The organism is Pseudonocardia sp. ICBG601, from assembly GCF_020496245.1.
The window spans coordinates 22,227-45,025 of the sequence record NZ_JAHLJA010000183.1; the positions used below are offsets into that span (position 1 = coordinate 22,227).

20 protein-coding genes and 2 pseudogenes are annotated in these 22,799 nt (G+C 67.3%); 7 read left to right on the top strand and 15 right to left on the bottom strand.

Features of this window, described 5'->3' with window-relative positions:
- Positions 1–200: 200 nt before the first annotated feature.
- From KPL57_RS58600 to KPL57_RS58615, 4 genes and pseudogenes are all read left to right on the top strand, one after another.
- Positions 201–986: pseudogene (locus tag KPL57_RS58600) on the top strand (DnaB-like helicase C-terminal domain-containing protein); the annotation flags it as partial.
- Positions 983–1,186, top strand: a complete 204-nt coding sequence (locus tag KPL57_RS58605; RefSeq protein WP_226358680.1) for a hypothetical protein — start codon at positions 983–985, stop codon at positions 1,184–1,186. The pseudogene KPL57_RS58600 and the gene KPL57_RS58605, both read left to right, overlap by 4 nt.
- Before the next feature lie 9 nt (positions 1,187–1,195).
- Positions 1,196–1,378, top strand: coding sequence for a hypothetical protein (locus KPL57_RS58610; protein ID WP_226358681.1), 183 nt, complete (start codon positions 1,196–1,198; stop codon positions 1,376–1,378).
- A gap of 1,586 nt (positions 1,379–2,964) precedes the next feature.
- Positions 2,965–3,381 (top strand): hypothetical protein, encoded by a 417-nt coding sequence (locus KPL57_RS58615; RefSeq protein WP_226358705.1) that lies wholly within the window; start codon positions 2,965–2,967, stop codon positions 3,379–3,381.
- Between the two features lie 194 nt (positions 3,382–3,575).
- Here the strand turns inward: KPL57_RS58615 and KPL57_RS58620 are convergent, their stop codons facing one another.
- Both KPL57_RS58620 and KPL57_RS58625 read right to left on the bottom strand, forming a co-directional pair.
- Positions 3,576–4,160 (bottom strand): recombinase family protein, encoded by a 585-nt coding sequence (locus tag KPL57_RS58620; RefSeq protein WP_226351775.1) that lies wholly within the window; start codon positions 4,158–4,160, stop codon positions 3,576–3,578.
- 246 nt (positions 4,161–4,406) lie between these two features.
- The gene (locus KPL57_RS58625; protein ID WP_226351132.1) at positions 4,407–7,376 is read right to left on the bottom strand and encodes a Tn3 family transposase; all 2,970 of its coding nucleotides are present in this window, start codon (positions 7,374–7,376) and stop codon (positions 4,407–4,409) included.
- Positions 7,377–7,487: 111 nt separating this feature from the next.
- Here KPL57_RS58625 and KPL57_RS73275 point away from each other — a divergent pair.
- Both KPL57_RS73275 and KPL57_RS58635 read left to right on the top strand, forming a co-directional pair.
- Positions 7,488–7,634, top strand: a pseudogene (locus tag KPL57_RS73275) (replication initiation protein); the annotation flags it as partial.
- Positions 7,635–7,748: 114 nt separating this feature from the next.
- Positions 7,749–8,120, top strand: coding sequence for a hypothetical protein (locus KPL57_RS58635; protein ID WP_226358682.1), 372 nt, complete (start codon positions 7,749–7,751; stop codon positions 8,118–8,120).
- 505 nt (positions 8,121–8,625) lie between these two features.
- On the opposite strand, the gene KPL57_RS58640 is transcribed toward KPL57_RS58635, so the two are convergent.
- The 12 genes from KPL57_RS58640 to KPL57_RS58695 all read right to left on the bottom strand — a co-directional run bounded on the left by KPL57_RS58640 (position 8,626) and on the right by KPL57_RS58695 (position 21,276).
- Positions 8,626–9,819 carry a DUF3631 domain-containing protein gene (locus KPL57_RS58640; RefSeq protein WP_226358683.1) on the bottom strand — a complete coding sequence of 398 codons (1,194 nt, stop codon included), beginning with the start codon at positions 9,817–9,819 and terminating at the stop codon, positions 8,626–8,628.
- A complete protein-coding gene (locus KPL57_RS58645; RefSeq protein ID WP_226358684.1) occupies positions 9,816–10,211 on the bottom strand; it encodes a hypothetical protein in 396 nt (131 codons plus the stop codon). The genes KPL57_RS58640 and KPL57_RS58645 overlap by 4 nt, the downstream gene beginning before the upstream one ends.
- On the bottom strand, positions 10,208–10,585 hold the full coding sequence (locus tag KPL57_RS58650) for a hypothetical protein (RefSeq protein ID WP_226358685.1): 378 nt from the start codon (positions 10,583–10,585) through the stop codon (positions 10,208–10,210). Before KPL57_RS58650 ends, KPL57_RS58645 begins: the two co-directional genes overlap by 4 nt.
- A 248-nt stretch (positions 10,586–10,833) precedes the next feature.
- Entirely contained in the window at positions 10,834–13,155 is a 2,322-nt protein-coding gene (locus KPL57_RS58655) for a hypothetical protein (protein ID WP_226358686.1), read from the bottom strand.
- Entirely contained in the window at positions 13,152–13,940 is a 789-nt protein-coding gene (locus KPL57_RS58660; protein WP_374203947.1) for a hypothetical protein, read from the bottom strand. The genes KPL57_RS58655 and KPL57_RS58660 overlap by 4 nt, the downstream gene beginning before the upstream one ends.
- 168 nt (positions 13,941–14,108) lie before the next feature.
- Positions 14,109–14,576 carry a J domain-containing protein gene (locus KPL57_RS58665; protein WP_226358687.1) on the bottom strand — a complete coding sequence of 156 codons (468 nt, stop codon included), beginning with the start codon at positions 14,574–14,576 and terminating at the stop codon, positions 14,109–14,111.
- A complete protein-coding gene (locus tag KPL57_RS58670) occupies positions 14,573–14,965 on the bottom strand; it encodes a hypothetical protein (protein WP_226358688.1) in 393 nt (130 codons plus the stop codon). The genes KPL57_RS58665 and KPL57_RS58670 overlap by 4 nt, the downstream gene beginning before the upstream one ends.
- A complete protein-coding gene (locus KPL57_RS58675) occupies positions 14,962–17,016 on the bottom strand; it encodes a TraM recognition domain-containing protein (protein WP_226358689.1) in 2,055 nt (684 codons plus the stop codon). The genes KPL57_RS58670 and KPL57_RS58675 overlap by 4 nt, the downstream gene beginning before the upstream one ends.
- A gap of 112 nt (positions 17,017–17,128) precedes the next feature.
- On the bottom strand, positions 17,129–18,271 hold the full coding sequence (locus tag KPL57_RS58680; RefSeq protein ID WP_226358690.1) for an alpha/beta fold hydrolase: 1,143 nt from the start codon (positions 18,269–18,271) through the stop codon (positions 17,129–17,131).
- Entirely contained in the window at positions 18,268–19,377 is a 1,110-nt protein-coding gene (locus KPL57_RS58685) for an amidohydrolase family protein (RefSeq protein ID WP_226358691.1), read from the bottom strand. The genes KPL57_RS58680 and KPL57_RS58685 overlap by 4 nt, the downstream gene beginning before the upstream one ends.
- Positions 19,378–19,520: 143 nt before the next feature.
- Positions 19,521–20,708 carry a hypothetical protein gene (locus tag KPL57_RS58690; RefSeq protein WP_226358692.1) on the bottom strand — a complete coding sequence of 396 codons (1,188 nt, stop codon included), beginning with the start codon at positions 20,706–20,708 and terminating at the stop codon, positions 19,521–19,523.
- Positions 20,709–20,715: 7 nt separating this feature from the next.
- Complete coding sequence (locus KPL57_RS58695) at positions 20,716–21,276, bottom strand: hypothetical protein (RefSeq protein ID WP_226358693.1); 561 nt, start codon at positions 21,274–21,276, stop codon at positions 20,716–20,718.
- Positions 21,277–21,406: 130 nt separating this feature from the next.
- On the opposite strand from KPL57_RS58695, the gene KPL57_RS58700 reads away from it, so the two are divergent.
- Positions 21,407–21,901: a hypothetical protein gene (locus tag KPL57_RS58700; protein ID WP_226358694.1), complete on the top strand. Its 495-nt coding sequence runs from the start codon at positions 21,407–21,409 to the stop codon at positions 21,899–21,901.
- On the opposite strand, the gene KPL57_RS58705 is transcribed toward KPL57_RS58700, so the two are convergent.
- Positions 21,890–22,339, bottom strand: coding sequence for a hypothetical protein (locus tag KPL57_RS58705; protein WP_226358695.1), 450 nt, complete (start codon positions 22,337–22,339; stop codon positions 21,890–21,892). The genes KPL57_RS58700 and KPL57_RS58705 overlap by 12 nt on opposite strands.
- Positions 22,340–22,799: the final 460 nt, after the last annotated feature.

Here is a 22,799-nt window from a genome sequence, read left to right on the forward strand (position 1 = left end):
GGGCGCTGGGCCGCAGCATTGTCACGCACCGCCCCCGCACCGCGAAGCGCGATGATCCCTAGCGGCGTCATGTCGGCCTGGGTTTCGGATAGTCCCCGAATACGACGAACGCCCCCCCCTTGGCAGGAAAAGGGCCGCTAGTCGTTCGCATACAACAGCCGTGAAGGCTCGACGGCCTACAAGCCGGTTTCGGCGAGTCCGGACTGCCCAGCGGCTTGGATGATCTGGATGAGGTCACCGGCGGCTGGAAGCCCGGGCAGTTGATCGTGATCGCCGCGCGGCCGGGTCTGGGGAAGTCGACGCTGGCTCTGGATATGGTGCGGTCGGCGTCGGTGCGCCATGGCAGGACCAGCGTGGTCTTCTCGCTGGAGATGTCGGAGTCCGAGCTTCGCGACAAGATCGTCGCTGCGGAGGCGCGGGTGCGGGTGTCGGATCTGCGGACTCCGCACGCGCTCGATGCGCTCGCCTACGAGCGGATCACTGCGGCGGCGGCCCGGGTCATCGGCGGTGGTGCGTTGTTCATCGATGACACCGCGACCACGACGGTCGCTCAGATCCGGGCGAAGGCCCGCCGGTTGCAGGCCCGGCACGGTCTGGACTTGATCGTCGTGGACTACCTGCAGCTGATGTCCTCGGGTGCGCGGACGGAGAACCGGCAGGTCGCGGTCAGCGATTTCTCCCGGCAGTTGAAGGTGCTGGCGAAAGATTTCGATGTCCCGGTGATTGCGCTGTCCCAGCTCAATCGTGGGCCGGAGCAGCGTGTCGATAAGAGGCCGATGTTGTCGGACCTGCGGGAATCCGGCGCGTTGGAACAGGACGCCGATGTCGTGATCCTGTTGCACCGTCCGGACGCCTACGATCATGAGGACCCGCGCGCCGGTGAGGCGGATTTGATTCTGGCGAAGAACCGGGGTGGGCCGACTCGCACGGTCGCTGTGGCGCACCAGCTGCACTACAGCCGTTTCGCCGGGCTGGCCCGACGGTGACCGCCGAGAACCGCACCATCACCGAAGTGAAAGTGGTCATTAGTACCGCGTTGTCGCGGGGCCGGGATCTGCGGTATGTCGTTCTCGACGCCGTTACCGGCGAGATCATCGATGATGCGCAGGGTTACGGCTACAAGTCTGCGCAGAACGCGCACCGCGCGCACGCTTACAAGTCGTTGCCGCCGAAGAAAAAGAAGTAGCGGGACGCGGTGAAACTGAAGGTCAAGGACTGGCGCGCGGCGCATCTGGCGTTCATAGCCGATGCCGAGAAGATGCCGTTCTGCGCGGTGAAGAACGGAGAACCGCTCACACAGGCCGACGTAAAGCGATTGCTGGTCGAACATGGCCTGGAATTGCCGCTCAGCGTCGGGACTTTGATGCGGCACTGGTGACGCGCTGAGCGAGTGCTTTTACCGTGTGTTGTGGGCGGTGTGTCTTGGGCTGCGCTGGGTTCGCAAAGGTGTCTCCTTTGTGAACCCAGCGCAGCTCGTCTGTCCTGGCGTCTCGTGTCGTCGGTGTTTCGAGGTGTGTGTTCCGGACCTGTGTCGGGGCTGCTATCCCGACCGTAATTAGTGAAAGCTGTTTGCGTTGCTGAATGCGACGTCTTCTTGTCGCTCTTGCCGGAGGCGGGCTTTCTGGTCGGGCCGCTGACGGGGTGCGCCTCGTCCCGACTCCGCGCGGTGGTCCGCGCTCGTCGCCCCTGGCAGGGTACCCTCGGATTGGCTTATTATTGGCTCGGATTCCCCCGGATTCCTGTAGATCATCTCCGGGGGTGTGGGAGGCCGGTTTGTGCGGTGTGACCTACGGTTTTGTGGGCTGGGTGCCGCTGGGCCCGCCGGACACCTCAACCACCCTGCTTCGCTGACGGCCGGTCGAGGTGTCCGGCGGGCCCAGCGGCACCCAGCCGGGTCACGGAGTGACCCAGAGAGCAGAGTACGAAGTTCAATGCCTTTAAAAAAGCAAGGTCAAGGTCAAAGTCAACAGACTGTGGGGAGGATGGTGGTTGGGCTGGGTTGGGTGTATCTGTGGTGTGGGTGGGTTGTTCGCCTCGCTGCGCTTCGGCGAAGATTACCCTCGTTTTGTGGAGGTGGGTTGGTTTGGTGGTGATCTTTCTGTAGGGGGTGGGGTTGTTCGCCTCGCTGTCGCCTCGGCGTCGAGTGGGGTGTTGTGAAAAGAATGTGGTGGATGAACGGCTGAGGAGGGTGGTTGTGGTGTTGGAGGAAGTGGTGCGGGTGCGTGCGAAGCGTCGGGATGTGGGTGGTGTTCGGCAGACTGAGCGGGATGCGGTGTTGATGGAGGTGATGGCGCATCAGTATGGGTTGCCGGAGGATTTGTTGGGGAGTGTGTTGGGGGTGTCGGTGCAGTCGGTGCAGTCGGTGATGTTGCGGTGGAAGCGGGCGGGGTGGGTGCGTTCGGGGAAGGTGGATGCGGGGGCGACGTGGTTTTGGTTGGGGCAGGGTCAGGCGCGGGAGTGTTTGGGGTGGGATACGCCGGGGTGGCGGCCGACGCCGCCGGTGGTGGGTCATGTGCGTGCGGTGGCGGCGGTGCGTTTTCATCGGGTGGGTTTGGATGTGGGTCGGTGGGTGTCGGAGCGGACGTTGCAGCATCAGGTGGGTTGGCGGCGGAAAGGGGAGCGTGTTCGGCATGTTCCGGATGGTGTTGAGGTTCGTCCGGATGGGCGCCGGATTTTGACGGAGGTGGAGTTGACCGCGAAAACCCGGTCGCGTTATCTGGAGCCGCGCCCGCAGGACGGGAGCGGGGACATGGCGGCTGGGTTGTTGTCGGATGTGGAGGCCCGGGCTCGGGAGTTGGGTTGTATGGGTGTGGTGTATTGGTGCGCGCCGAGGATTCTGGAGCGGGTCCGGGATGTTGTTGAGGAGTACGTGGCTCGGACGCGGGAACGCCGCGGGCGGGCGCGGGACCCGCAGGCGTTGGGTCCGGAGTTGCGGTGGGCGGTGCGGAGTCTGGAGGAGGTGCCGTGCTGGGAGCCGCGGCGGGCGGCGCGGTGAGGCCGGTGGGCGTGAACGCGGTGTTGGTCATCTGCCGTCAGGACTTCGATCTGCCGCCGGGGAAGGACCTTCGGCGGGCGGCGGAGGTCCTCACGGAGCACTTCACGGGGCTGTTGCGCCGCGGTGTGTTGTCTCGTGCGGTTGCTGCGGTCATTCTGAATCCGGCTCGTCACGGCCATGATCGTGACCTGCTCAGCGTGGAGATCGACGTCGTCGCCCGTGACGGCGTCGCTGGGCTGGCGACCGCGCTGAACACGATCCGTGACGGTTTCCGGCTGCTCCCGGTCGCGCTGCCCGACCGGTTCAGCTCCGCCGAGGTCGAACACCTCGCCGGCAGGGTCGTCGGCGCCGACGGTCTCCAGACCAGCACCCGCAAGATCGACTAGCGCGGCATGAATCGGACTATCCTGGACCTGGACCTGTGGGGGGTGCGTTGGTGGCGAAGAGTTTTCATTGCGTGCTGCAACTCCTTGAGGTGTCGCCGCAGGTCGCGCAAGTGATCACGGCGCCGTTACAGACCGCGATGCGCCGCCAGCAGGGGCGCCGGTAAGGGAGTTGTCACCAGCCGCAAACGAGTCGATCATTGCTGGTCAGCGGGTTTATTTTCGGTGAGGTTGCGGTAGAGGGTGGCGCGGCTGACGCCGAACGCGGCTGCGATCTGGTCGGCGGTCTGGCCGGTGTCGAGGGCGGCCTGGGCCGCGGCGAGCTGGTTGGGGTCGAGTTTGCGGGGTCGGCCGGGCAGTTTGCCCGTGGCTGCGGTGGCCTCGCGGGCGTGGGCGGCGCGTTCGCGCATGAACACTCGTTCCATGTGTGCGAACAGCGCCAGTAGCGCGACGGCGAGTTCGGCCATCGGCGAGTCGTCGGTGGTGTCGATCGGGATCGGGTCCTTCAGGGTCTTGATCCCGATGCCCTGCTCGCGCAGCTCGTGCACGACGTTGAGGCATTCGCGCAGATTGCGGCCGAGTCGGTCGAGGTTGGTCGCGATGATCGTGTCGCCGGAGCGGGCGTAGCGGCGCAGCTCGGTGAAGCCGGGCCGGTCGATGGTGGCGCCGGTCTTCTTGTCGGTGTAGATCCGCTCGTCGGGTATGCCGTGGTGGCCCAGGGCGTCGAGCTGTCGTTCGAGGTCCTGGTGTGTGGTCGAGACGCGGGCGTAGCCCAGTTCCATCACGTCACCGTCCTGGCCTGGTCCCGGTCGGCATCCAGGGCGGCGGCGATCCGCGGGTCGGTAATGGCGGACTCGCCGGTCATGATCGTCTCGTTTCCTCCCGCAACTGTCTCATAAGTTTACCATGTGGCCGTGTTTCGAGGCGGTGTTTCGACGTTAGATTGTGAGACAGCGTGACCTGGGGTGATGTCGATGTCCGAACTCGCCTGCACGCTGTCGCGGAACCTTGGTTTCGAGACCGGCCAGTCAGCCGCTGGAGGCGGCGGCGGCCAGGCGAAGACGGGCGTCCATGTTCAGCCGCACCTCGCCGTAGGGCAGCACGTGCGCCCAGAACAGCGGCGTCAGCCCGCGCCGATCCTCAGCGGTGAGCGCGTCGTCCCACTCGGAGCCAGCGAGCAGGTCCTGGATCATCAGGGTGTTCACGTACACCAGGGCGGCCTGCAAGATCCGCAGGCACAGCACGCTCATCTCCTGCTCGTCGCGCCGGTTGGTGGCCAGGTCCCCGCCCTTGCCGTAGAAGATGACCGCGTTGGCCCGATTCCACGACTCGACCACGTTCAGGCCCTCGTGGATCTCTCGCTGGAGTGCCCGGCTGTGCAGGTAACGGGCCAAGAAGATGGTCTTTTGCGCCCGGCCCAGCTCGATCATCGCCTGGTAGGTCGGGTGCGCTGCGTTGGCCTTCATGAATCGCCGCAGGATCGCCTCGGTCGAGGCGGTGCCCACGCGGATCGCGGTGGCGTACTTGAGCATCTGGTCGTACTGCTCAGCGATGCGGTCCCACCGGACCGGGCGGGTCATCGCCGGTGCCAGACCCGGCCAGGCGTCTGGCTCGCCAGCAGCCGGGCGGTACAGCTTGACCTTGTTGATCCGCTTGATCCTCGGCAGCAGGTCGAACCCGAGCAGCTTCGTGATGCCGAACCCGATCTCGGACTGACCATGCGTGTCCACGTAATTGGCCTCGACCTGCATGTCGGTGCCATGCCGGATCGCGCCGTCGACCATCGCGTGCACCTCGGAGGCCGAGCAGTTCAGCCGCTGCGAGTGGATCACCACGGAGCCGCGCTCGACGTGCCAGTAGATCAGCACCCCTCGGCCGCCGTAGCGGGAGTGCCACTCGGTGAAGATGTTCTGGTCGAACGCGCCGAAGTGAGTCGAGTCGCTGGCCACGGCGGTGGATCCGTCGCCCCACAGTGTCTGCTGGCGGGCGGCGAAGGTGGCGTTGGCGATCTCGATCGCGATCTGCCGCGCGGCCTCGGTGCTCAGGTAGCGGCGCCGGGCGTAGCGAATCTCGTCCTCGGAATGCCCGTGCTCGCCGCCGGCGACCGCACGGATGCCGGTGTTGGTGCCGTACCCGTAGATAGCCAGCAGCAACCGCTCGGCCAGCACGTGCTCGGGCAAGGTGCCGCGGTCGGCGACCGAGGTCACCGCCGACAGGCAGCCGGTGCGCAGCACCGCCTCCTTGAGCATGTCGATCAGCGGCACCGTGCCCCACCGGGCCTGCACAGCCTGCTTGAGCCGGCGCAGGTTGCGCGGCTCCGGCGAGGCCTCCAGCGGGGCCAGCTTGACCGCGCCAGCCGCGCGGTCGCTAATCGACAACCAATCGCAGCCCGGCAGGGCGGTGTGCAGGGCCTCCAGCTCGGCGCGCATCTCGGCTTGCAGGTCGGCGATGAACTGGCTGGGGTCCAGCGGCTTGCGCAGCGCCTGGTAGTGCTCGACGCGATGGTCCTCGAAATCGGTCGGAAGGTCTTCGGCCGGGTTGCGCCAGGTGTCCGCGCCGACGACCCAGATTTCCTTGCACCGCAACTGCTCGCGTAGCGCCTGGAAGGTGCACACCTCGTAGACCATGCGCACGACCCGTTGCCGGCGGCGCTTGTCGTCCTTGTAAACCAGCGCCTCCCAGTCCTCGCTCAGGCCGCGATGGACCGGGATGTGCTCGCCGGCCGGGTAGTAGTGCAGGTTCCCGGCGCTGGCGTAGCGGGTGATCAGCTCCAGCGCGTCGAGCACCGGCCGGTGGGTGGTGTTGTTGCTGCGGAACTCCAGCACGTCCAGCAGCTTGATCAGCCCAGTCCGGTAGTGGTTGGTGTAGGAGCCCTTCAGCGTGGCCTTCACGGTGCGCTGGTAGGTCGGCCCGGAGGACTTGAACTCCGCGATCAGGTCGGCCAGCACGGCCTGCGGCGCGACCGGGAACACGGTGTCGCGCACGAGCTGGTCGCCGGCGTTCACGGTCGCCTCGGCGACCCGGAACAGCAAGTTCTCCTTGCCGGTGACCCGCTTGAACTCCTTGATCAGCTCCTTGGTCACCCGGACCTCGGCGCGGGCGTTGATCCGGTGCACGGTGGAGATCAGCAGCTCGACCAGCGTGTCGGTGATCTCCCGTTCCCGGCAGTGCAACAACGCCGCCAGCAGGGCCAGCGTCACCTCAGGCGCGTGTCCGCGCAGGTGGCTGGGCGCCTCGACCGCCGCCCGCGCCCGCCAGGCGGCGACCACCTTCGGGGCGATGTCGGCGAACACGCCGGCTGACAGGCCGACCGCCCGTACCGCTTCCAGCTTGGCGATCTCGGTCAACATCGTGTTCAGGCTGACGTTGCCCGGATCGGACCGGATCGAGGCCAGCACCGCCGGCCCGTCACCGTCCCCGCCGGGTTGGCCGTCGTCATCGGCACCGGCCGCGACCAAGGCGAACAGCCGAACGCGCACCGCCTCGGATAAGCGGATCGCCACCCGTGCGAACAGCAGCTCCTCGCCGCGGTGCAGCGCCGAGCGCACGATCCGGTCGACGCGGCCGCCGGTGGGCGGCTCGATACGTTCCTCCCGGCACCGGTCCAGCAGCTGGTCACGGACACGTTCAGCGCCGCGCTCGGTCTGGGTGACGGTGGTGACCAGCCACTCGGTGAGCTTGTCGGCGTCGGCGACGCTGCACTCCCGGAACCCCAGTGTCCGGCGAATCTGGCTGCGATGGAACTCGATCGTGCGGCCGGACCAGTCGTAGAACGCCAGCTCGGTCACCGGCACACCGACCTGCCGGGCCACGTAGTCCACAGCGGCGTCGGGGATCTCGCTCCGGCTGCGGGGAAACCGGCCGTGCTCGGTGTAAAAGCGCAGCAACACCGCGAACCCGAGCCGCGTCGCGCCACGCTTGCCGGCCACCATCGCCAGCTCGGCCTCGACCAGCGTCCACCGATCGATCAGTTCGTCCTGACCCAGCTCACGCGCCACGCACGGACGCTACTCCCACCCCCCGGACACCGCCGCGACCAGAGATTCAGGGTCAAGCCCCCAGCGCTCGTTTGCGGCTGATGACACGATCCTTACCGGCACCCCTACGGATCACGCCGCGCGGTCCGCTACGGCCTGTCCATCGAAGAAGCCCTACGGCGCGCCGTCGGGGGGGACCCGTCCTATCCCGGGCGGCTGATCAAAAACCCGTTCCACTCCCGCTGGATCACCCACATCCTCCACGACAAAACCTCCACCCTCAACCAATTCGGGGCGATCCTGACCGCCGCCGGGCACATGCCCGGCCGGGCATGGCACAACCAACGCCGCCGCGCACCCGTCGGCTACTCCCGCAACGAAACCCTGTTCCACATGGTCCGCCGCTTCGCCTACCGGGAAATGCGGCACCACTGGGGCGACGCCGACGGCTACCGCGCCGCTGTCGCCAAACACGTCGCCATCCTCAACGCCGACTTCCCCCACCCCCTCGGAGGAAACGAACTCGGCCACATCTCCCAGTCCATCTCCGACTGGACCATCAACTACTCCCGCATGTGGAACGACGGCCCCGCCGCCTACGACGCCGCCTTCTCCGCCATCCAAGCCGCACGCGGACGCAAAGGATCAGGACGCAACGGAGGACTCGCCGGAAACAGCCGACCCGGAGGACTCGTGCGTGGCGGGAGTCAAGTTGATGCTTCATCCGAGCTTCAGCGACTAGTAGTAAAAGCGGCTCTCTTATGACGGCGAGAGTCGCGCGCCGCCGCACCAGGACCGCTCGCGAAATCGCCGAGCAATTCGGGATCACTCGCGCCACCGTTGTCAGGATGGTGGCCGAGCCGCGCGCTGACTATGAACAACGAGCCAGAACACGACGCGAAGCTGTCGTGGCGCTCCGCCGCCAGGGGTTGACCTACCGAGAGATTGCGGCCCAGACCGGCGACACCCCCGCCATCGTCGGCCGCCTCCTCGCTGACGCCCGGCGACACGGTGAGTGGGCGACCGCCGTGGCACGCCCCACCTCCGATCACACAGAGTGATATTTTGGGAGATGTCCCGAAACCACCCCCAATCCGAGCCTATCCGAGCAATCCGAGCAAGTACTGCTAACTGTGCAGGTCAGCGGCGGGTTTCCCCCTGCTCGGATTGAGGGGCCTGCTCGGATCAATCCGAGCAGGCCCCCACCGAACGACGCGCTCAAACGATCCGAGGACCGCCACAAGGGTGCGCTGAACAGCAGAAACGCCGGTCAGTTGCCCCCCTGGGCGGTGGCATCACCGTTGGTGACGAGGTCTGGTGTGTAGCGCCGCCAGGCGTCGGCGAACGCGTCACGGTGGTATCCCCTGATTCGCCCCAGTCCAGGGAACTGCGTCTGGACAGACTGGATGTCGTACTCGCCTAGCAAAGCGCCGAGTCGTCGGGCGGTGAGTCCTTCGCCGCGTGGCCCGTAGTCGGCCCAGGGTGCTTCGGGGTCGGCGCGGAGTTGTTGGAGGAGCCGCATCGTCGGCAACGCCTGCTCGTCCCCGAACGCTGCGTGGCAGTCGGCGAGGAGTCGGATGCGTTCGGAGCGGTCGTCCCCGGCGTCTTCGGCTTGCAACGCGAGGATCGCCTGGCGGGCTCGTTCGGGCCAGGGCTCGCCTGCGTGGTCGGCGACCGCGATCAACGGTTCCCAGGTGTCGGCGGCCCGGTCCTCGACCGGCATCACGGGTTCGGCTGCCTCCAGGGCGGTGAGGTCGTCGCGGAGCCAGCCGTGGAGGCGTTCAGCGAGCTTCTGGAGGCGCGGCCGGTCGCGTCGGTGTCGATACGGCGCCACGTGTTCTCCGGGGGCTCTGCGGCGCATCTGGACGACGATGGCGCGGTCTTCGATGGTGTCGGGCATGCGTCCGATCCCAGCGAGGGCGGCCATCGCGAACGTCGAGATCGACTCGACGCGGTTTTTCGCCAGGTCGTAGCGCTTCGCGGGCCGGTTGCGTTGGTGTCCGGCGTTGAGCAGTCCGCGGAGGTCCTCGTGGCCTGTGGCTGCGGGTCCGAAGATCGTGTCGGCCTCGTCGACGAGCATCGTGGGTGGGTCGGCGGTGATGGAGCGGTAGACCGCTGCCGGTGTGGCGTTGACGGTGATGAACGGCTGGTGGCAGGCGCCTTCGACGACGTCGAGGAGGCGGGATTTCCCGCAGCGCTTCTCCGGAGCCCGCACGACCAGGCGCGGGGCGTGGGCCCAGGCGGGTTGGGCGTGGGTGGCGGCGATCCAGAGCACGACACCGACCACGGCCGCGTCGGATGGCAGGGCGACGTAGCGGCGCAGCGCGGTTTCCAGGTCGTCGAGGATCACCGCCCCGTCCACGCCGTGGCTGGTGGTGCTGTTCGGGGGCTCGGGTGTCGGTGTGTCGAAGGTGCCGGATTCGGAACCTTCGGCCTGACCTGCGGGTTCGTCGTGGTCGTTCACGTCGTCCTCCTGAAGGTGGTTGCGGCGGTTGCGGATGGGTGCGGGTGGTGTCGCCAGACGCGACCGGTCACCTCGGGCTCGGCCGGGTGCGGCGCGAACTCGCCGCTGGGGGCGTAGGTGCGCAGCTCGGCGGCGGGGTGGCCGTCCGGGTAGCGGCGGGACGCGGTCTGCATGTCGGTCAGCTGGTCGGCCCAGTACCAGCGGCCGCGCCACGGCCCGTCGACGAGGACGGCGAGTTCACGTCGGTCGGCGACCTGGACTGCGAGCCGCGACATCCGGTGCGCGGCTGAAAGGTGCTGCCGCGTCGCTTCCGGTCCTCGCCCGCTGGGGCGGGCTGCGGTCCGGGTCGACTTGCCCACGGCCCAGAGGGCGTCGTCTGCGGTGGTGGTCATGCCGCGTCCCCTCGCGCCCATCCAGGCCGGTCGCCGTGAGGCGGGTAGCGGCGCCGCATGAGTTCGGCCCAGGACGGCTGTCGGGCGAGCCCGGCGGCGGTGTAGGCGACCGAGACTTGCTTGCTGGCGTCGCGTAGTGCGGTCGCGTGGGCGTGGCGCAGGTCGGCGACCTCCACGCCCAGCCGGGCGGCGACCAGCAGCGGCGCGGTCGGCTGCGCCCGCCCGAGCACGGCGGCCAGTACGGCCGGATCGAGGTGCCCGATCACCTCCAGGGCGTCGGCCCGATCCGTCTCGGACGGGCGCGACATCGGGACCGCCAGCGTTCGGGCGGCGGGTGGTTCCGGTCGTTCAGGGTGGTGACTGTGGGTGTTCATGGGGTCTCCTGTTTTGGGCATGGCGGGGTCGCGGCGCGACCGGGGCGTGGGGTGGCGTCGTGGGTGAGGTGCGAGGTGAGGTGATGGGTGAGGTCGGGGTGGGCGGGTTAGGTTTTTCACCTGGCCCGCCCACCGCGCTCCCGGGCTGCTGAACTGCGGCGAGTTAGATGGTTAGGTGGGCGAGGCCGCCCGTCGTAGACCCCGCTGAGGGGCCGGATTCGCGAGGCGGGGTGGTCTGGTTCTCGACCTCACCCGTGGCCAGTGTCGTCGTCTCCGGCCGTGTCGTCCTCGTCTCGTGCGGTCTGTTCTTCCCGTGCGTGGGTGTCACGGAGCGTGTCGGGGTCGACCGGGTACTTGTTCTTCGTTGAGGGCACGTGGATGCCGTGTTCGGCTGCGAGGCGGGCGCGGAGTTTGGTCCCGGTCAGCCGCTGGTAGGGCGCCCAGTCGGGGGCGAGGTCGCGCAGGCGCGCGGGGAGGTCAGCGGCGGGGACCCGCTCGCCGCCGCAGACGGTGATGAGGTCGGCGAGCAGACTGCGCGCCGGTATCTCGTCCTCGGTGTCGTGGCTGGTCGCGCTGGGGGTATGTGCGGCGAGGTTGGTGGTGGCGCGGGTGATGATGTCGGTGGCTTGGTCCCAGCCGGTGTCGTCGTCGACGTCGATGAAGTAGGTGCGGACGAGGTCGAAGAGTTCGTCGGTGGCACCGGTGGTGATCATGGTGCCGCGGTCGGTGTTGAAGCGGAGCTCGGTGGCCCGGATACCGGCGGCGAAGCTGCCGTCGCCGAGGAACCCGTCGTTGGAACGCCAGGTCTTGACCGCGAAGCAGCCGTTGAACCCGACGTTCTCGACGAGCTGGCCGGGGATGGCGTTGGCGCGGGCGGACTGGGTGTCGAAGATCAGGGTGATGCCGGTCTTGCGGCCGCGTTTGACCACGGCGATGGCCAGCTCGGCGGCGAGGGAGCCGTGCTCAGAGTGAGAGAACAGCTCGTGGCACTCGGAGAACGCCACGACCAGCGGCCGCAGGTCGGGGTGTTTGGCGGCGATGGGCCGGGTGAGCTTCTTCGCTCCGAGCTGGGCGAGGCGTCCTTCGCGGCGTCCGACCTCGTCGTAGAGGTGGTGGAGGTGTTCGGCGGCGGCGGTGACGTGGTCAGTGGTGGCGCCTTTGTCGTAGCGGGACAGGCGGGGGGTGTAGGCGTCGAAGTCGCCGTTGAGGGCGAACACGTGGACCCGGATCTCGGCGAGGGGGTCGAGGGCGATCCCGGCGACGGCGACGCGGACGGCGTTGGACTTGCCCTGCCCGGGCTGGCCGCCGAACACGGAGTTGGAGCCGACGACGGGCATGGTGACGGGCTCGCCGCGTTGGGTGATGCCCATCGGGACGCCGGTGAACACGTCGGTCTGCCCGTCGTGCAGGAGCGGGTAGGCGGGTGTGGGTTTGTCCATGACGCCGGAGTCGGCGACGTAGAGGTTGACGTATCCGGCGGTGCCGCCGGGTTCTTTGCCGTGGTCGCTGGCCCAGACCTCGACGGTGATGCGGTGGAGGTTGCGGGCGAGGACTTCGGCCTGGTCGGTGATCATTTTCGGGGTGACGCCCATGGGGAGGTCGAAGATCGTCCGGTAGCCGCGGAAGGCGCCGTGTCCTTCCCGGGTGGGGATCAGCGCGAACCGTGGTGTCCAGCTGTTCTTCTTGATCGCGTCGCGCAGTTTCGGGATGGGCAGATGGGTCAGGGCGGTCACGATCCCGTCGGCGGTGACCAGCTCCCCGCGCGCCTGGTCAGGCGGTGATGGCGTGGCGACCCAGGCCGGAACCTCCGTCCGCGCTCGGCCGAGTGCCCACAGCCCGAGCGCAGCCCCGGTCAGGGCGAGGGTGGTGAGGACGGTGGCGTAGACGGTTACGAACGTGACGACCCAGGCGATCGTGTGGATCACGGTGGTGATGGGGGCGATGACCAGGGAGATGTCCTTGGCGGCGATGGCGAGGACGGCGCCGAGGCCGACCAGCATGCCGAGCGTGATCAGGGCGCCGACTCCGGCGGCGCGTGCCCAGGCCAGCGGGGCGTTGACCCAGTCCATCACCCGGCCATGACGGCGGGCCTTTTCGGCGACGTCGCGGGCCTCCCACTCCAGCAGGCGATCCTGGTCACCTGCGGCTTCAGCGGCGCGCATCTGACGCTCATAGCGGGTGGTGCCGTGGGTGTCGCGCCAGCGTTGGACCAGCACACCGGCGCCGGAGAACACGAACCACGTGTTGCGGACCAGGGCCTTCGTTCCGCCGACGGTGACGGGGTGGGTGGCGACGGCGAGGGCGCCTCGGCCTGCGGCGTGCAGGTCGGAGCGGTAGATGTCGCGCCGCGACACCACCTCGGCCCCCGGTGTCCCGGGCGCGGGGTCTTCCACCTGCGGTCCGCAGGTCGGGTCGACGATCTCGCCTTCGACGACCTCGGGGGTGTCGTCGGTGTGCTGGTCGTGGTGGTGCAGGGTGATGACCGGCGCCAGTCTGTCCCCTGATGGCGCGTGCTGGTTCGGGCTGGCGCCGCCAGACTTCTCGTTCTTCTCACGGTCGTCGTTGTTCATCGCGGGCCTCCGGTCTCGCCGCGGACCTCGTCGCGGAGTTGGCGGGCGCGGGCAGCGGAGCAGCGCAGTGTCCGGCGGATCGATTCGGCCGAGCCGGGGTCGACGCGGCCGTCGGCGATGGCGGCCCGGAGGAGCTGGCGAAGATCATCGATACTGCGTGGAGTCGACCCGGTTTCAAGATCATGGTCGGGGTCGACTCCGAGGGTCGACGATGATCTTGGGTGGGTCGACTGTCGCAGGTCAGGCCTCGACTCCCTGCCCGACTCGTCCGGTGTTCGGTCGAGGAGCGCGACACCACCCCCATGATCATCGTCGGGGTGCGAGTCGACCCCGGAGTCGAGGCAGTCGGGGGCCGGGTCGGCCTGGTGGTCGAGGTCGTTGGTGAGCCGCGATCCGACGCATCCCGCGCCCTCGACCAGAGCGGCGAGTGCCCAGTCCCAGTCATCGGCGATGTTGATGCCGACCGGCTGGGTTGGTGCGGCAGGGCGTCCCGGGACGGTCGTCGCGGCGAGAGCCCGGCGGTGGACCTGGTAGGTCCCGGGCCGGTAGGTCAGGGACGCGGTCCCGTCCGCTCCGATGACCGCGACCGCGTCGCGGACGGCGAGGCGCCGTGCCTTCTCGGTCTTCGCCGCGACCAGCGTTCCCAGGCGCGCGGCCCGGCGCTCGGCCCGCGAGCGGGGCGCTCCGGCCAGGGTGAGCTGGTGCGCGGCGACGCCTGCGATGGACACGATCGCCATGACGACACCGGCGGTGAGGCCCTGTTCGAGGCCGTGGAGGAGGTTCATCGAGGCCGCGACCAGGGAAAAGAGAACGACCCCGGCCTGCAACCCGAGCACCGGCCGGTCCGGTGTCTGGTGTCGGGTTGCGGTGATGGCGAGGGCGAAGGCCCACTCCTGTTTCGCGGTCGGAGCAAACGCGGTCTAGTCGGCGCCCGCCCCACGACCCCGCTGGGTTCAGCCCGGGCGGTGAGTCTCGGTGGCGAGGTAGACGTGGTGGGCGACCGCTGCCGTGGCCACCAACGCGACCATGGCGGCCGCGACCGGTGCGGCGATCATGGCGACACCGGCGGTGAGGACACCAGCGGCGACCAGCAGAGCGGCGACCCGCAGGATCAGGAGTCCGTCGACGGGAGAGCCCGGGAGGTCGCTGCTTGGCGTAGCTGTGCCCTGCGGTCCCGGCGGCGGCGGTGTCGGTGTAGGCGGTGTCGGCCGGGCTGGCGGCGGTGCGGGTGGTGTGGTGAGTAGTTCGTAGGCGGCGTTGACAGCGATGAACCGTTCGGTGTCACCGCCCCGGTCAGGGTGGGCGTGGCGGACCGCGGTCCGCCACGCCGCCCGTAGTGCCTCTGGCGTCGCGGTGGGTGGGACGCCGAGCAGCGCGGCGGCCTGGGCCCGGTCCTGGCCGGTGGGTGTGGGCGTGTTCATGGGTGCAGGTCCGGGTTGCGGTTATAGAGGTCGTCGACGTCGACCGGGCCGGCGTAGCCGGGATACGGCGCCTCGTGGACGGTGTAACAGAAGATGCTGGTTCTCGGGGTGCGGGCCTGTTCGAGGTCGATCGCGCCGAGATTTTCGAGTTCGAACAACGCCTCGAACGTCTTCTGCTCGGTCATCTCCGGGAGCGCGCTGACGATGCCCCAGATCGATTGACCGGGCGGTAGCTCGATCTCGGCGTAGACGCGCAACACATGGTAGAAGCGGTATGCCTCGGGAGAGGCACCGGACAGCAGGACCCACTGGCCGGCTGTCTCGGGTGTCGGAGACTGTCGGCCGACTCGGATGACATCGGGGTAATCCGGGATTTGTTCTGTGCTCACAGCGGGTATCCGTTCGTCTCGTCGTCACGGTTGTCGGTGGTGGTGTCGTCCATCCAACTCGGTGTCGTCCACCGCGGCGGCGGCGGTGGTGCGGACTCGGTGGTCGCGCTGCTGCGGCTGTCGGGCCCGGTGGTGCCGGGGCGGTGGCGGCGCCGGTTGATCGCGGCGGCCTGGCCTGCGGTGAGTCGGCGCCGGGACAGGGCCGGCCCGTCGGTGGGTGCGGTCCGCCGCGGCGAGCCGACGATCGCGGGCGAGGCGGCGAGTGGGGTGACAACGCCGTAGACGACCTGGTCGGGTGTGGCGTAGGCGAGGTGGTGGCGGGGGAGCTGTCGGAGCCGGTTCGGGTCGAGCAGGTAGGTGTGCTGGCGGCGCACGGTGCCGACACCGGTCATACGGCCACCGTCGAGTTGGTAGCCGACTTCGTCGACCAGCCGCGTCCCGAACCGCTCGGCGAGTTGTTCGGCGTTGCTGGTGCGGCCGAGTAGGGCGCCGCCGCCCATCGCGCCCAGCAGCCGGCGGCGTTGGTCTTCGGTGTCGGCGAGGCCTTCATAGGACTGGGCGGACACGATGACCGAGCCGCCCAGGGAACGCAGCCGTTCGACGAGGTTGATGACGTCACCGGCGGTGTCACCGGAGACCGCGGAGAACTCGTCGATGACGAACAACACCTGACGGCGTTGCCCGTCGTGAGCGACACCGAGTTCGTAGGTGAGCAGTTCGATGAGGACGGCGGTCTTGGTGGCGGCGACGACCTGGTCGGTGGCGCCGGGCACGGAGACATAGAGGGCGTCGAAGTCCGACAAGGGTTGGCCGGCGTCGAAGTCGCCGCCGATGCTGCGGAACAAATCCGCGAACAGCAACAGGTCGGAGTCCAGCGATGAGGCGCCCGCTCCGGCGCCGGTGGTCTTGGTCAGGGCGGCGATGCTGCGTTCCTCGACCGGATGCCCCGCCCACGCCGCCGTGAGCCAGGCCGGGTCGAGGCGTTGGAGGAACTCCGCCGAGGAGGCGGGTGGTTTCTCGGTCGGTGCGTCGATGATCAGGTGGAGCAGGCCGCGTTGCAGGACGTCGTAGAAGCGGTGATCGGTTTTCGCGAGTTTGTGCAGGGCGGCGCGGAGCTGCGTGGCGGGCATGCGCCACATGTTCAGCCGCGTCTCGAACGGGAACACCCCGACACGGTCCGGGTGCAGGCCGAGGTCTTCCATCGCGTCGGCCCATTCGTGGGCGTCGGTGTCGGCGTCGGGGCCGCCCTTCGCGGCCAGGAAGATCACCAACGGCCGCGCCCCGCCAGGCCCGCCGGTGCTCTGTTGCTGGTTGTAGGCGGTCCAGGCGATCTCGGCCCAGCAGGCTGAGCAGCGCACCAGCATCGTGGTCTTCCCGGCGCCGGTCTCGGCGATACACGCCATGTGCAGCGCGATCCGCGCCAGCGGAAGTTCCAGCCAGGGTGCGGCGCGGCCGGTCAGGGTGTCTGTGAGCAGGTCCGGTTGGGCGCGGACGGTCTCATACCGGGGGCCGAGGACCACCGACGGGACGCCGTCACAGCCGTGGCTGGTCAGCGGGATGCGCTCGCGGCGGGCGCGCCGCTCCGCCGCACCGGCGCGGATACGCAGCTGCCGGCGGACATGACGCTCCCCGGCGGCCTGGGCGACACCGGACCGCATCCGCTTGGTGTAGAAGTGCCACCACACCCAAGACGCCGCCGCCACGAGAGGTGCGGTCGCGGCGGCGGAGTCGATCCCAGCGGACAGGTAGTGCCCGTCCCACGCCTGCCGGACCGCGCCACCCGCGGTCGCGGCGCCCCACCACGGGACCGTTCCGACGATCGGTCCGGCCAGCACAGCGGCGGCCACGACCACGAGAGCGACGGTGCGCAGGCGGTGTGGCTCCCAGCCGCGGGCCCACGCCCACAACACCAGCACATGCCCGACCACGGTGGCGGGCACCACGACCGCCGCGACCGCCACGAACACCTGACCGACCGTGACACCACCGAACAACGGGATGTCGGGAAGGTCCGGGGCCCGCGCCGCGAGCGCCTGCGTGAGGTCACTCATCGCTGCTCGTCGTTCGGGTGCGCTTGAGTTCGGTGATCCACGCATACGGACACACCGGATCGATGTAGGCGGTCGCGGTGATCCGGTTATCGGGAGAGAAAGTCACGGGTTCCTACTGTAAATGAAAAGTTGTAGCGGTCAGAAAGTGGTCCACGGCCGTACGGACTGCGTAGGGGTGGGTCACCGTCGGGGAATGTCCGGCGCCGTTGATGACAAGTACCTCGCTCGGGCCGGGGAGCGCGTCGCGGAGCTGTTGCTGCCGTTCCGGGGGAATCGAGTGGTCGTGCTCACCGCGCACTACCAGTGCGGGAACTCTGATCTGGGGGAGTTGGTCGGTGATGTCGTCACGGTTCAGCAGGCAATCGACCGGGTGACCGAGGGGGATTCCGCGGGTCTGCCAGGTCCGGGCCCAGGTGTCCGCGGCGGGATGGTCTCCGATGATCTGCCCGGATAATGCTGTGGTCAGTTCCGGCGTCGGACCAGCCTCGGCTAGTGCCGCGAACATGTTTTGATATGCGGCGGTCTCGGCCGTGTCCAATGCGGCGGCTTCGGTGTCGATCAGGATGAGTGCGGTCACGCGTTCCGGCGCGAGTAACGCAGTCCGGAGTGCGATGAAACCACCCTGTGAACAGCCGCCGACCGCTGCTTTGTCGATCCCGAGAGCGTCCATCACTGCCAGCTGGTCCCGCGCGAGATCCCAGAACGAGAACGGCTCATCGCTGGCCGGACTGTCCCCATGACCAGGTGCGTCCCAGGTGATGACCCGCCGATCCGGAGATGCCGGTATCGCGCCGTCGAACATCGAACGATCCAAAGCGAAACCGTGAGCCAACACGATAGCGGCGCCCGGCCCGCCGCTGTCCGTAACGTCGATAACACATTTCCCTGCTGTGATGCTCGTTGTCATCGTGTTCGTATCCGCTCGTGAAAGTGACCAGAGTTGCAGAATATGAATGATCAGATCTTGTTTGTGCCGGGGTTCGACGGCGTCGAATTCGAGGAGGTCGACGCTGGCGGTGGTCATGGTTCGGTAGGTGGTGCCGTGGGCGAGCCAGTCGCAGTAGGCGGCGTCGTCGTCCCAGCGGGAGAGCAGGAAGTAGTGGGGCTGCCCGTCGGTTGGTCGGAGGAGTTCGACGCTGCGGAACCCGGGCACGTCGGTCATGTGCTCGGCCGCGCGGCAGGCCGCGAACCGCTCCTCCACGTCGGCGCGTTGCTCGTCGTCGAGGTGGAGGACGTGGATTTTGACGACGCTCACGGAGACGACGTCCCCGTGACCGAGGCGCCGGGGACGGGGGTGGGGTCGGTGAGCCGGTCGGGGGTGTAGGCGGTGCCTTGGGCGATGACGAGTTCCGGGCGGCGGAGCGCGTCGAGGTCGACGAGGGGGTCACCGGTGACGATCATGAGATCGGCGTCGAGGTCGGGGCGGACCGCTCCGGTGGTCTCGGCGAGCCCGAGGATCCGGGCGGCCTGGGTGGTGGCCAGCTCGATGATCCGGGCCGGGGTGAACCCGAGCTGTTCGAACAGCTCCAGAGGGGTGCGGATGTCGTCGAACACTGCTTGCGGGGTTCCGGCGTCGGTGCCGATGAGAATTGGCACGCCGTGGGAGTCCATCCAGGTGATCTGGGCACCGAACTGGTAGTCCGACCCGGACGCGGTGGCGGTGCTGGTGACCATGTCGGCGATCGTGCGCCAGTGCGTCGGGGTCGTGGTCCCCGCAGCGGTGTTCTGGACGGCCATCGCGCGGGCACTGTCGTCGTCCCAGTTCCGCTGCGCAGGCCCCGAGCGCCACCCGCAGTGCTCGATCGTCGCCACACCGGCGTCGATACACCGGATGATCGGCTCACTGCCGTGGGCGTGCGCAGCCACCGGAAGCCCGTGCTGGGCGGCGTGGTCGACCACGACCTTCAACAACTCGGTCGAGTACTGGGCGTCGAACACCCCGGGCCCGCCGGTGGTGAGGTAGCCGCCACCGGCCATCACCTTGATCAGGTCCACCGTCGGGGCGGCGAGGTCGATCGCGGTACGGAGCTCAGCAGCAGTGTCAGCGACCCCACCGAGGTACCAGCAATGCCCACCGGTGATCGTCAACGGCATCCCCGCCGACAGGATCCGCGGCCGCGGCGCTGCGGGCGCGGCGGTGTCACGGAGGTCGGCGACCACACCACGGCTGTCGCCTAGGTCGCGGACGGTCGTGATCCCCGCCCGCAGACAGGCGGTCGCGTTCCGCCGGGCCAGAGCCCTGACCTCGGTCAACGTTCCGGTCGTCGCCGTGGTGAACGGCGCCGTCGTGCTGTCGGCGACAAGGTGGACGTGGCTGTCGATCAGCCCGGGCATGATGCTCGCGCCGGGGAAACTCCGCACGTCAGCACCCGGGTGTCCTGCCCGCAGGTCACCAGCTCGGCCGACCGCGGCGATACACCTGCCGTCGACCAGGACCGCGTCCGCACCATCGGGGAGTTCCGCCCCGGGCGAGATCACCCGATCCGCCTCATACAGCGTTACCATCAGATCTCGCCCTTCTCCATGCCCGCTACCCCTACCGCCGCTCGCGGCGTGTTGTTCATCCCAGCCAGCATGTCCGCGACACGGTTCTTCTTCAACCACCGCGATATCCGGATCAGATGCCGGGTATCCCCACTCTCGCATTCAGTGGGGAGCCCACCGGGAATCGCGGCGAGGACGTCGATGACCGCCGCGACATCAGCCCGACTGTCATGTGATTCCCCCGCGATGATGTCGTGCAGTCGACCGTACCCATCACTGCACCTGTTCTCCCGCAACTCACGCGCGGTAGGCGAGACACGGCCGCCTGGGCCACCCCCTGGCTCGACACCGTCGCCGTCTCTACCTCGCCCCTCAGGTTCAGCCGGAATGAGTAGACGCGGAAAAAGAGTACAGGCGATCACGTCGAGCGGCCGCAGCCAGATGTCGGAAATTAATGCATTAATCCAATTGGCCCATCGTTTTATATCTGCCACTGCGACTGGCAACATGACTCCAAGGAGCATCGCCAGAATGCTTGTGCGAATCAAAAATATCTCCGCAGCCCAGGCTGTCATGGTGACCTGATCGGGGCTGACGAATATAGCTACACTGTAGTGATACATGCGACGACTGAGTAGTGTCAGGTATGCGATGCAGCCGATGGCTAGGCACAGAGCTGCGAACCTGAACTCAGCTCCTCTACCAATCGTTCCAGTCAGCAGACCGCGGGTAGTCCAGCAGATCTGAGTCAGGCACGCATATATTAAGTACACGCTTGCGATGACAAAGAAGGTAAGAACTGCCGGGGAGTGGAGATTCTCCTTGCTGGCAACTAGATCGGCACCGGTCCCGATCGAAGCTGTGGCGGCGACCATTATCGCCGCAGTAATTGACATTAGTGTCAACTCGACAGACTGAGCGGATTTTCGCAAAGAAACTCGAATATTTGCGATGTTTCTAAGGTGGAATAGTTGCATCGCAGTGAAGGCGGTGACGAGGACCAGGTTCCGCACAAGCGCAGTAAAGTTGCCTCCCAAAAGTCCGTCGATAACGACCGTCACGTCGCGGCGATACAGCAACACCATAAGCCCGAGACCCAGGCAAAACAGTACCGCTGACAACTTTTCGACGCATACTTTTGAACGGACCGCATCGGTGATCTGCCACAAGAAAGCTACACCGCAGAGGGTCAACAAGAAGTAGGACATGCCGATTTCAGACCCCTCGCCCGCCGAACGCTCTGCCTAGTGCATCTCCGTAAGGACCGAGGTGTTTCCAGTCTGCCTGGATCGGCATCTTCGACCAGCCCGACAGGATTGCCGCCATTGTCTCTGCTTCCCACTCACGGGGGGTGGCGTAAAATGACTTCTGTGGGGTACCTTCGTCTTCGTCTTCGTCTTCGTCTTCGTCTTTAGAGAAGAGTGCGCCGCAGACAAGTGGTACGCCGCTGGTGTTCCCGGCGAGGTGCCCGAGGATGATGTGCGCTATTTCGTGGTAGATCACATAGTTGACGCGGGCCGGGGAAAGCGTGTCGAAGTAGGCGATCACAAACTGATCGGGAAACGGGACGACGCACGCATACGACCGAACCCCAGGGCGGCGACCGCTTTCCAGAACGATGGGGACGCCGAGATGCTCGGAGAGGCGACGGCAGAACTCCGGCGGGGCGGGAGGTTTCCGCAGGCCCAGCTCCGTCAGGAGCGCCTTCCCGAACTTCCGTAGCTCTCGTTCATTCACTGCCCGCCTCCCGCTCGCCATGTTCCCTGACCAGTACATCTAACCATCTGTAGCGGCCTGAGTACAGCTTCCGGGGGTCCTGGAGAGACGCATGTCTAACGGTTAGCAACAGTCCAGTCACTCGTAGGGTGCAGGAGTTTCTCTAGAGAGCGTCGACGGGCGGGGCGCTGTGTCTGCAGGCGATGTCGAGCACGCATTCGAGGATCTCGACGAGTTCGAATCCGGTGGGCTGGCCTCGGCAAAGCCGCATACCCCCGGCGCCAACCTTGCAAAGCTGTGCGAGCAGGAGGTCCCGTTCAACCTTGTGACGTGGTCGGGCCATGTCGAAATAGCGTGGCGGGGCTTCAAGGAAAACGGCAACGTCCTCCAGCTGTGTCGGCGAAGGATCGTCGTGGAGCGCAGCGACGAGAACGCCCAGGGCGCTGTCGCTCGGTGTCGCTTTTCCCTGGAGTTCACTTGCGGGAAGGTTGCTCAGATAAGCGCGAAAGCTCTGCCACTGTCCCGTGCCAGCTATCGAGTGGCCGCGTACCTGGGTCAGGTCGACGAGTCGGCGGAGGCGCAAGGCCAGACTGTCGTCGTCATCCTTGGGGCCAGGCATGCCGCCTCTTTCGTCTCGCAGGTGCAGGACGAAGGGGAGCGTCTACCGTCGGCGTCAGGTGGATGATGAGCTGCCGCCTTTGCCGTGCTTGTAGATCACGTCGGTGATGAAGTCCGCGACGAGATGACGATGGGCAGGGCTCATGCCCGCGACCCGGGCTGCGATGTCGGTCACCTGGTTCTCGCGCATCGCCCGACGCAGCCGGAGCTCCGAGAGCGTGTCTCGGACCGCGTCGGTATCGCCGTAGAAGAAGCCGACCCGGACCTCGAAGAAGTTGGCGAGGCCTTGCAAGACCCGCATGGTCGGGTTGGTCTTGATCCCGCGGCGCAGCTCGGAGATGTGCGAGGGAGACAGCTCGTAGTCATGCTCTCGCAGCCACGTGAGGACATGCTGGTTGGCGTACTCGGCCCGGGAGCCGTCCGGCGGCGGCAACGCCGCGAACAAGTAGTTGATCCGGTCCGCCAGCGAATCCAGCTTGGGGGAAACCTCCTGCTTGTCCGTCACCAGCCACACCTTCCCTCCGACCGAGCATCTCATCACAGCGTAGCGCGCTCCCTCCTCGAAGCCCACTGCCGCCATAAGGTTTCCCGTCAAGCTTGCACACCACTAGCTACGCTGGTAAAAAATTCTCCGTGAGCGATCGGCGGCATGCAGTCAGTCATGCGGCGGACCTCGCGCGCCTGTTGCCTGCCTCGCTCGACGGGGACCGCGGGCGAACCAGGGGTGCATCTCCTATCGAGGCGATCCATGAAGAGAGCCACTGGCTCGCCCCTGGAGCCTGACCTGATGGCGAGACGGGTTCGCGGTGTGGCCACAGAACAGACGTCGCCGTGGCGATCAGCACCGGGCATCGACAGCACGTCCCACAACAGCCCCAGCGGCGCCCCCGCCGAGGCCTCGGTAGCCCCGTGTGCTGCCGGTACGGCGTCTGTTCACGCCATCACCCCGCGGCGGCCACGAAGCA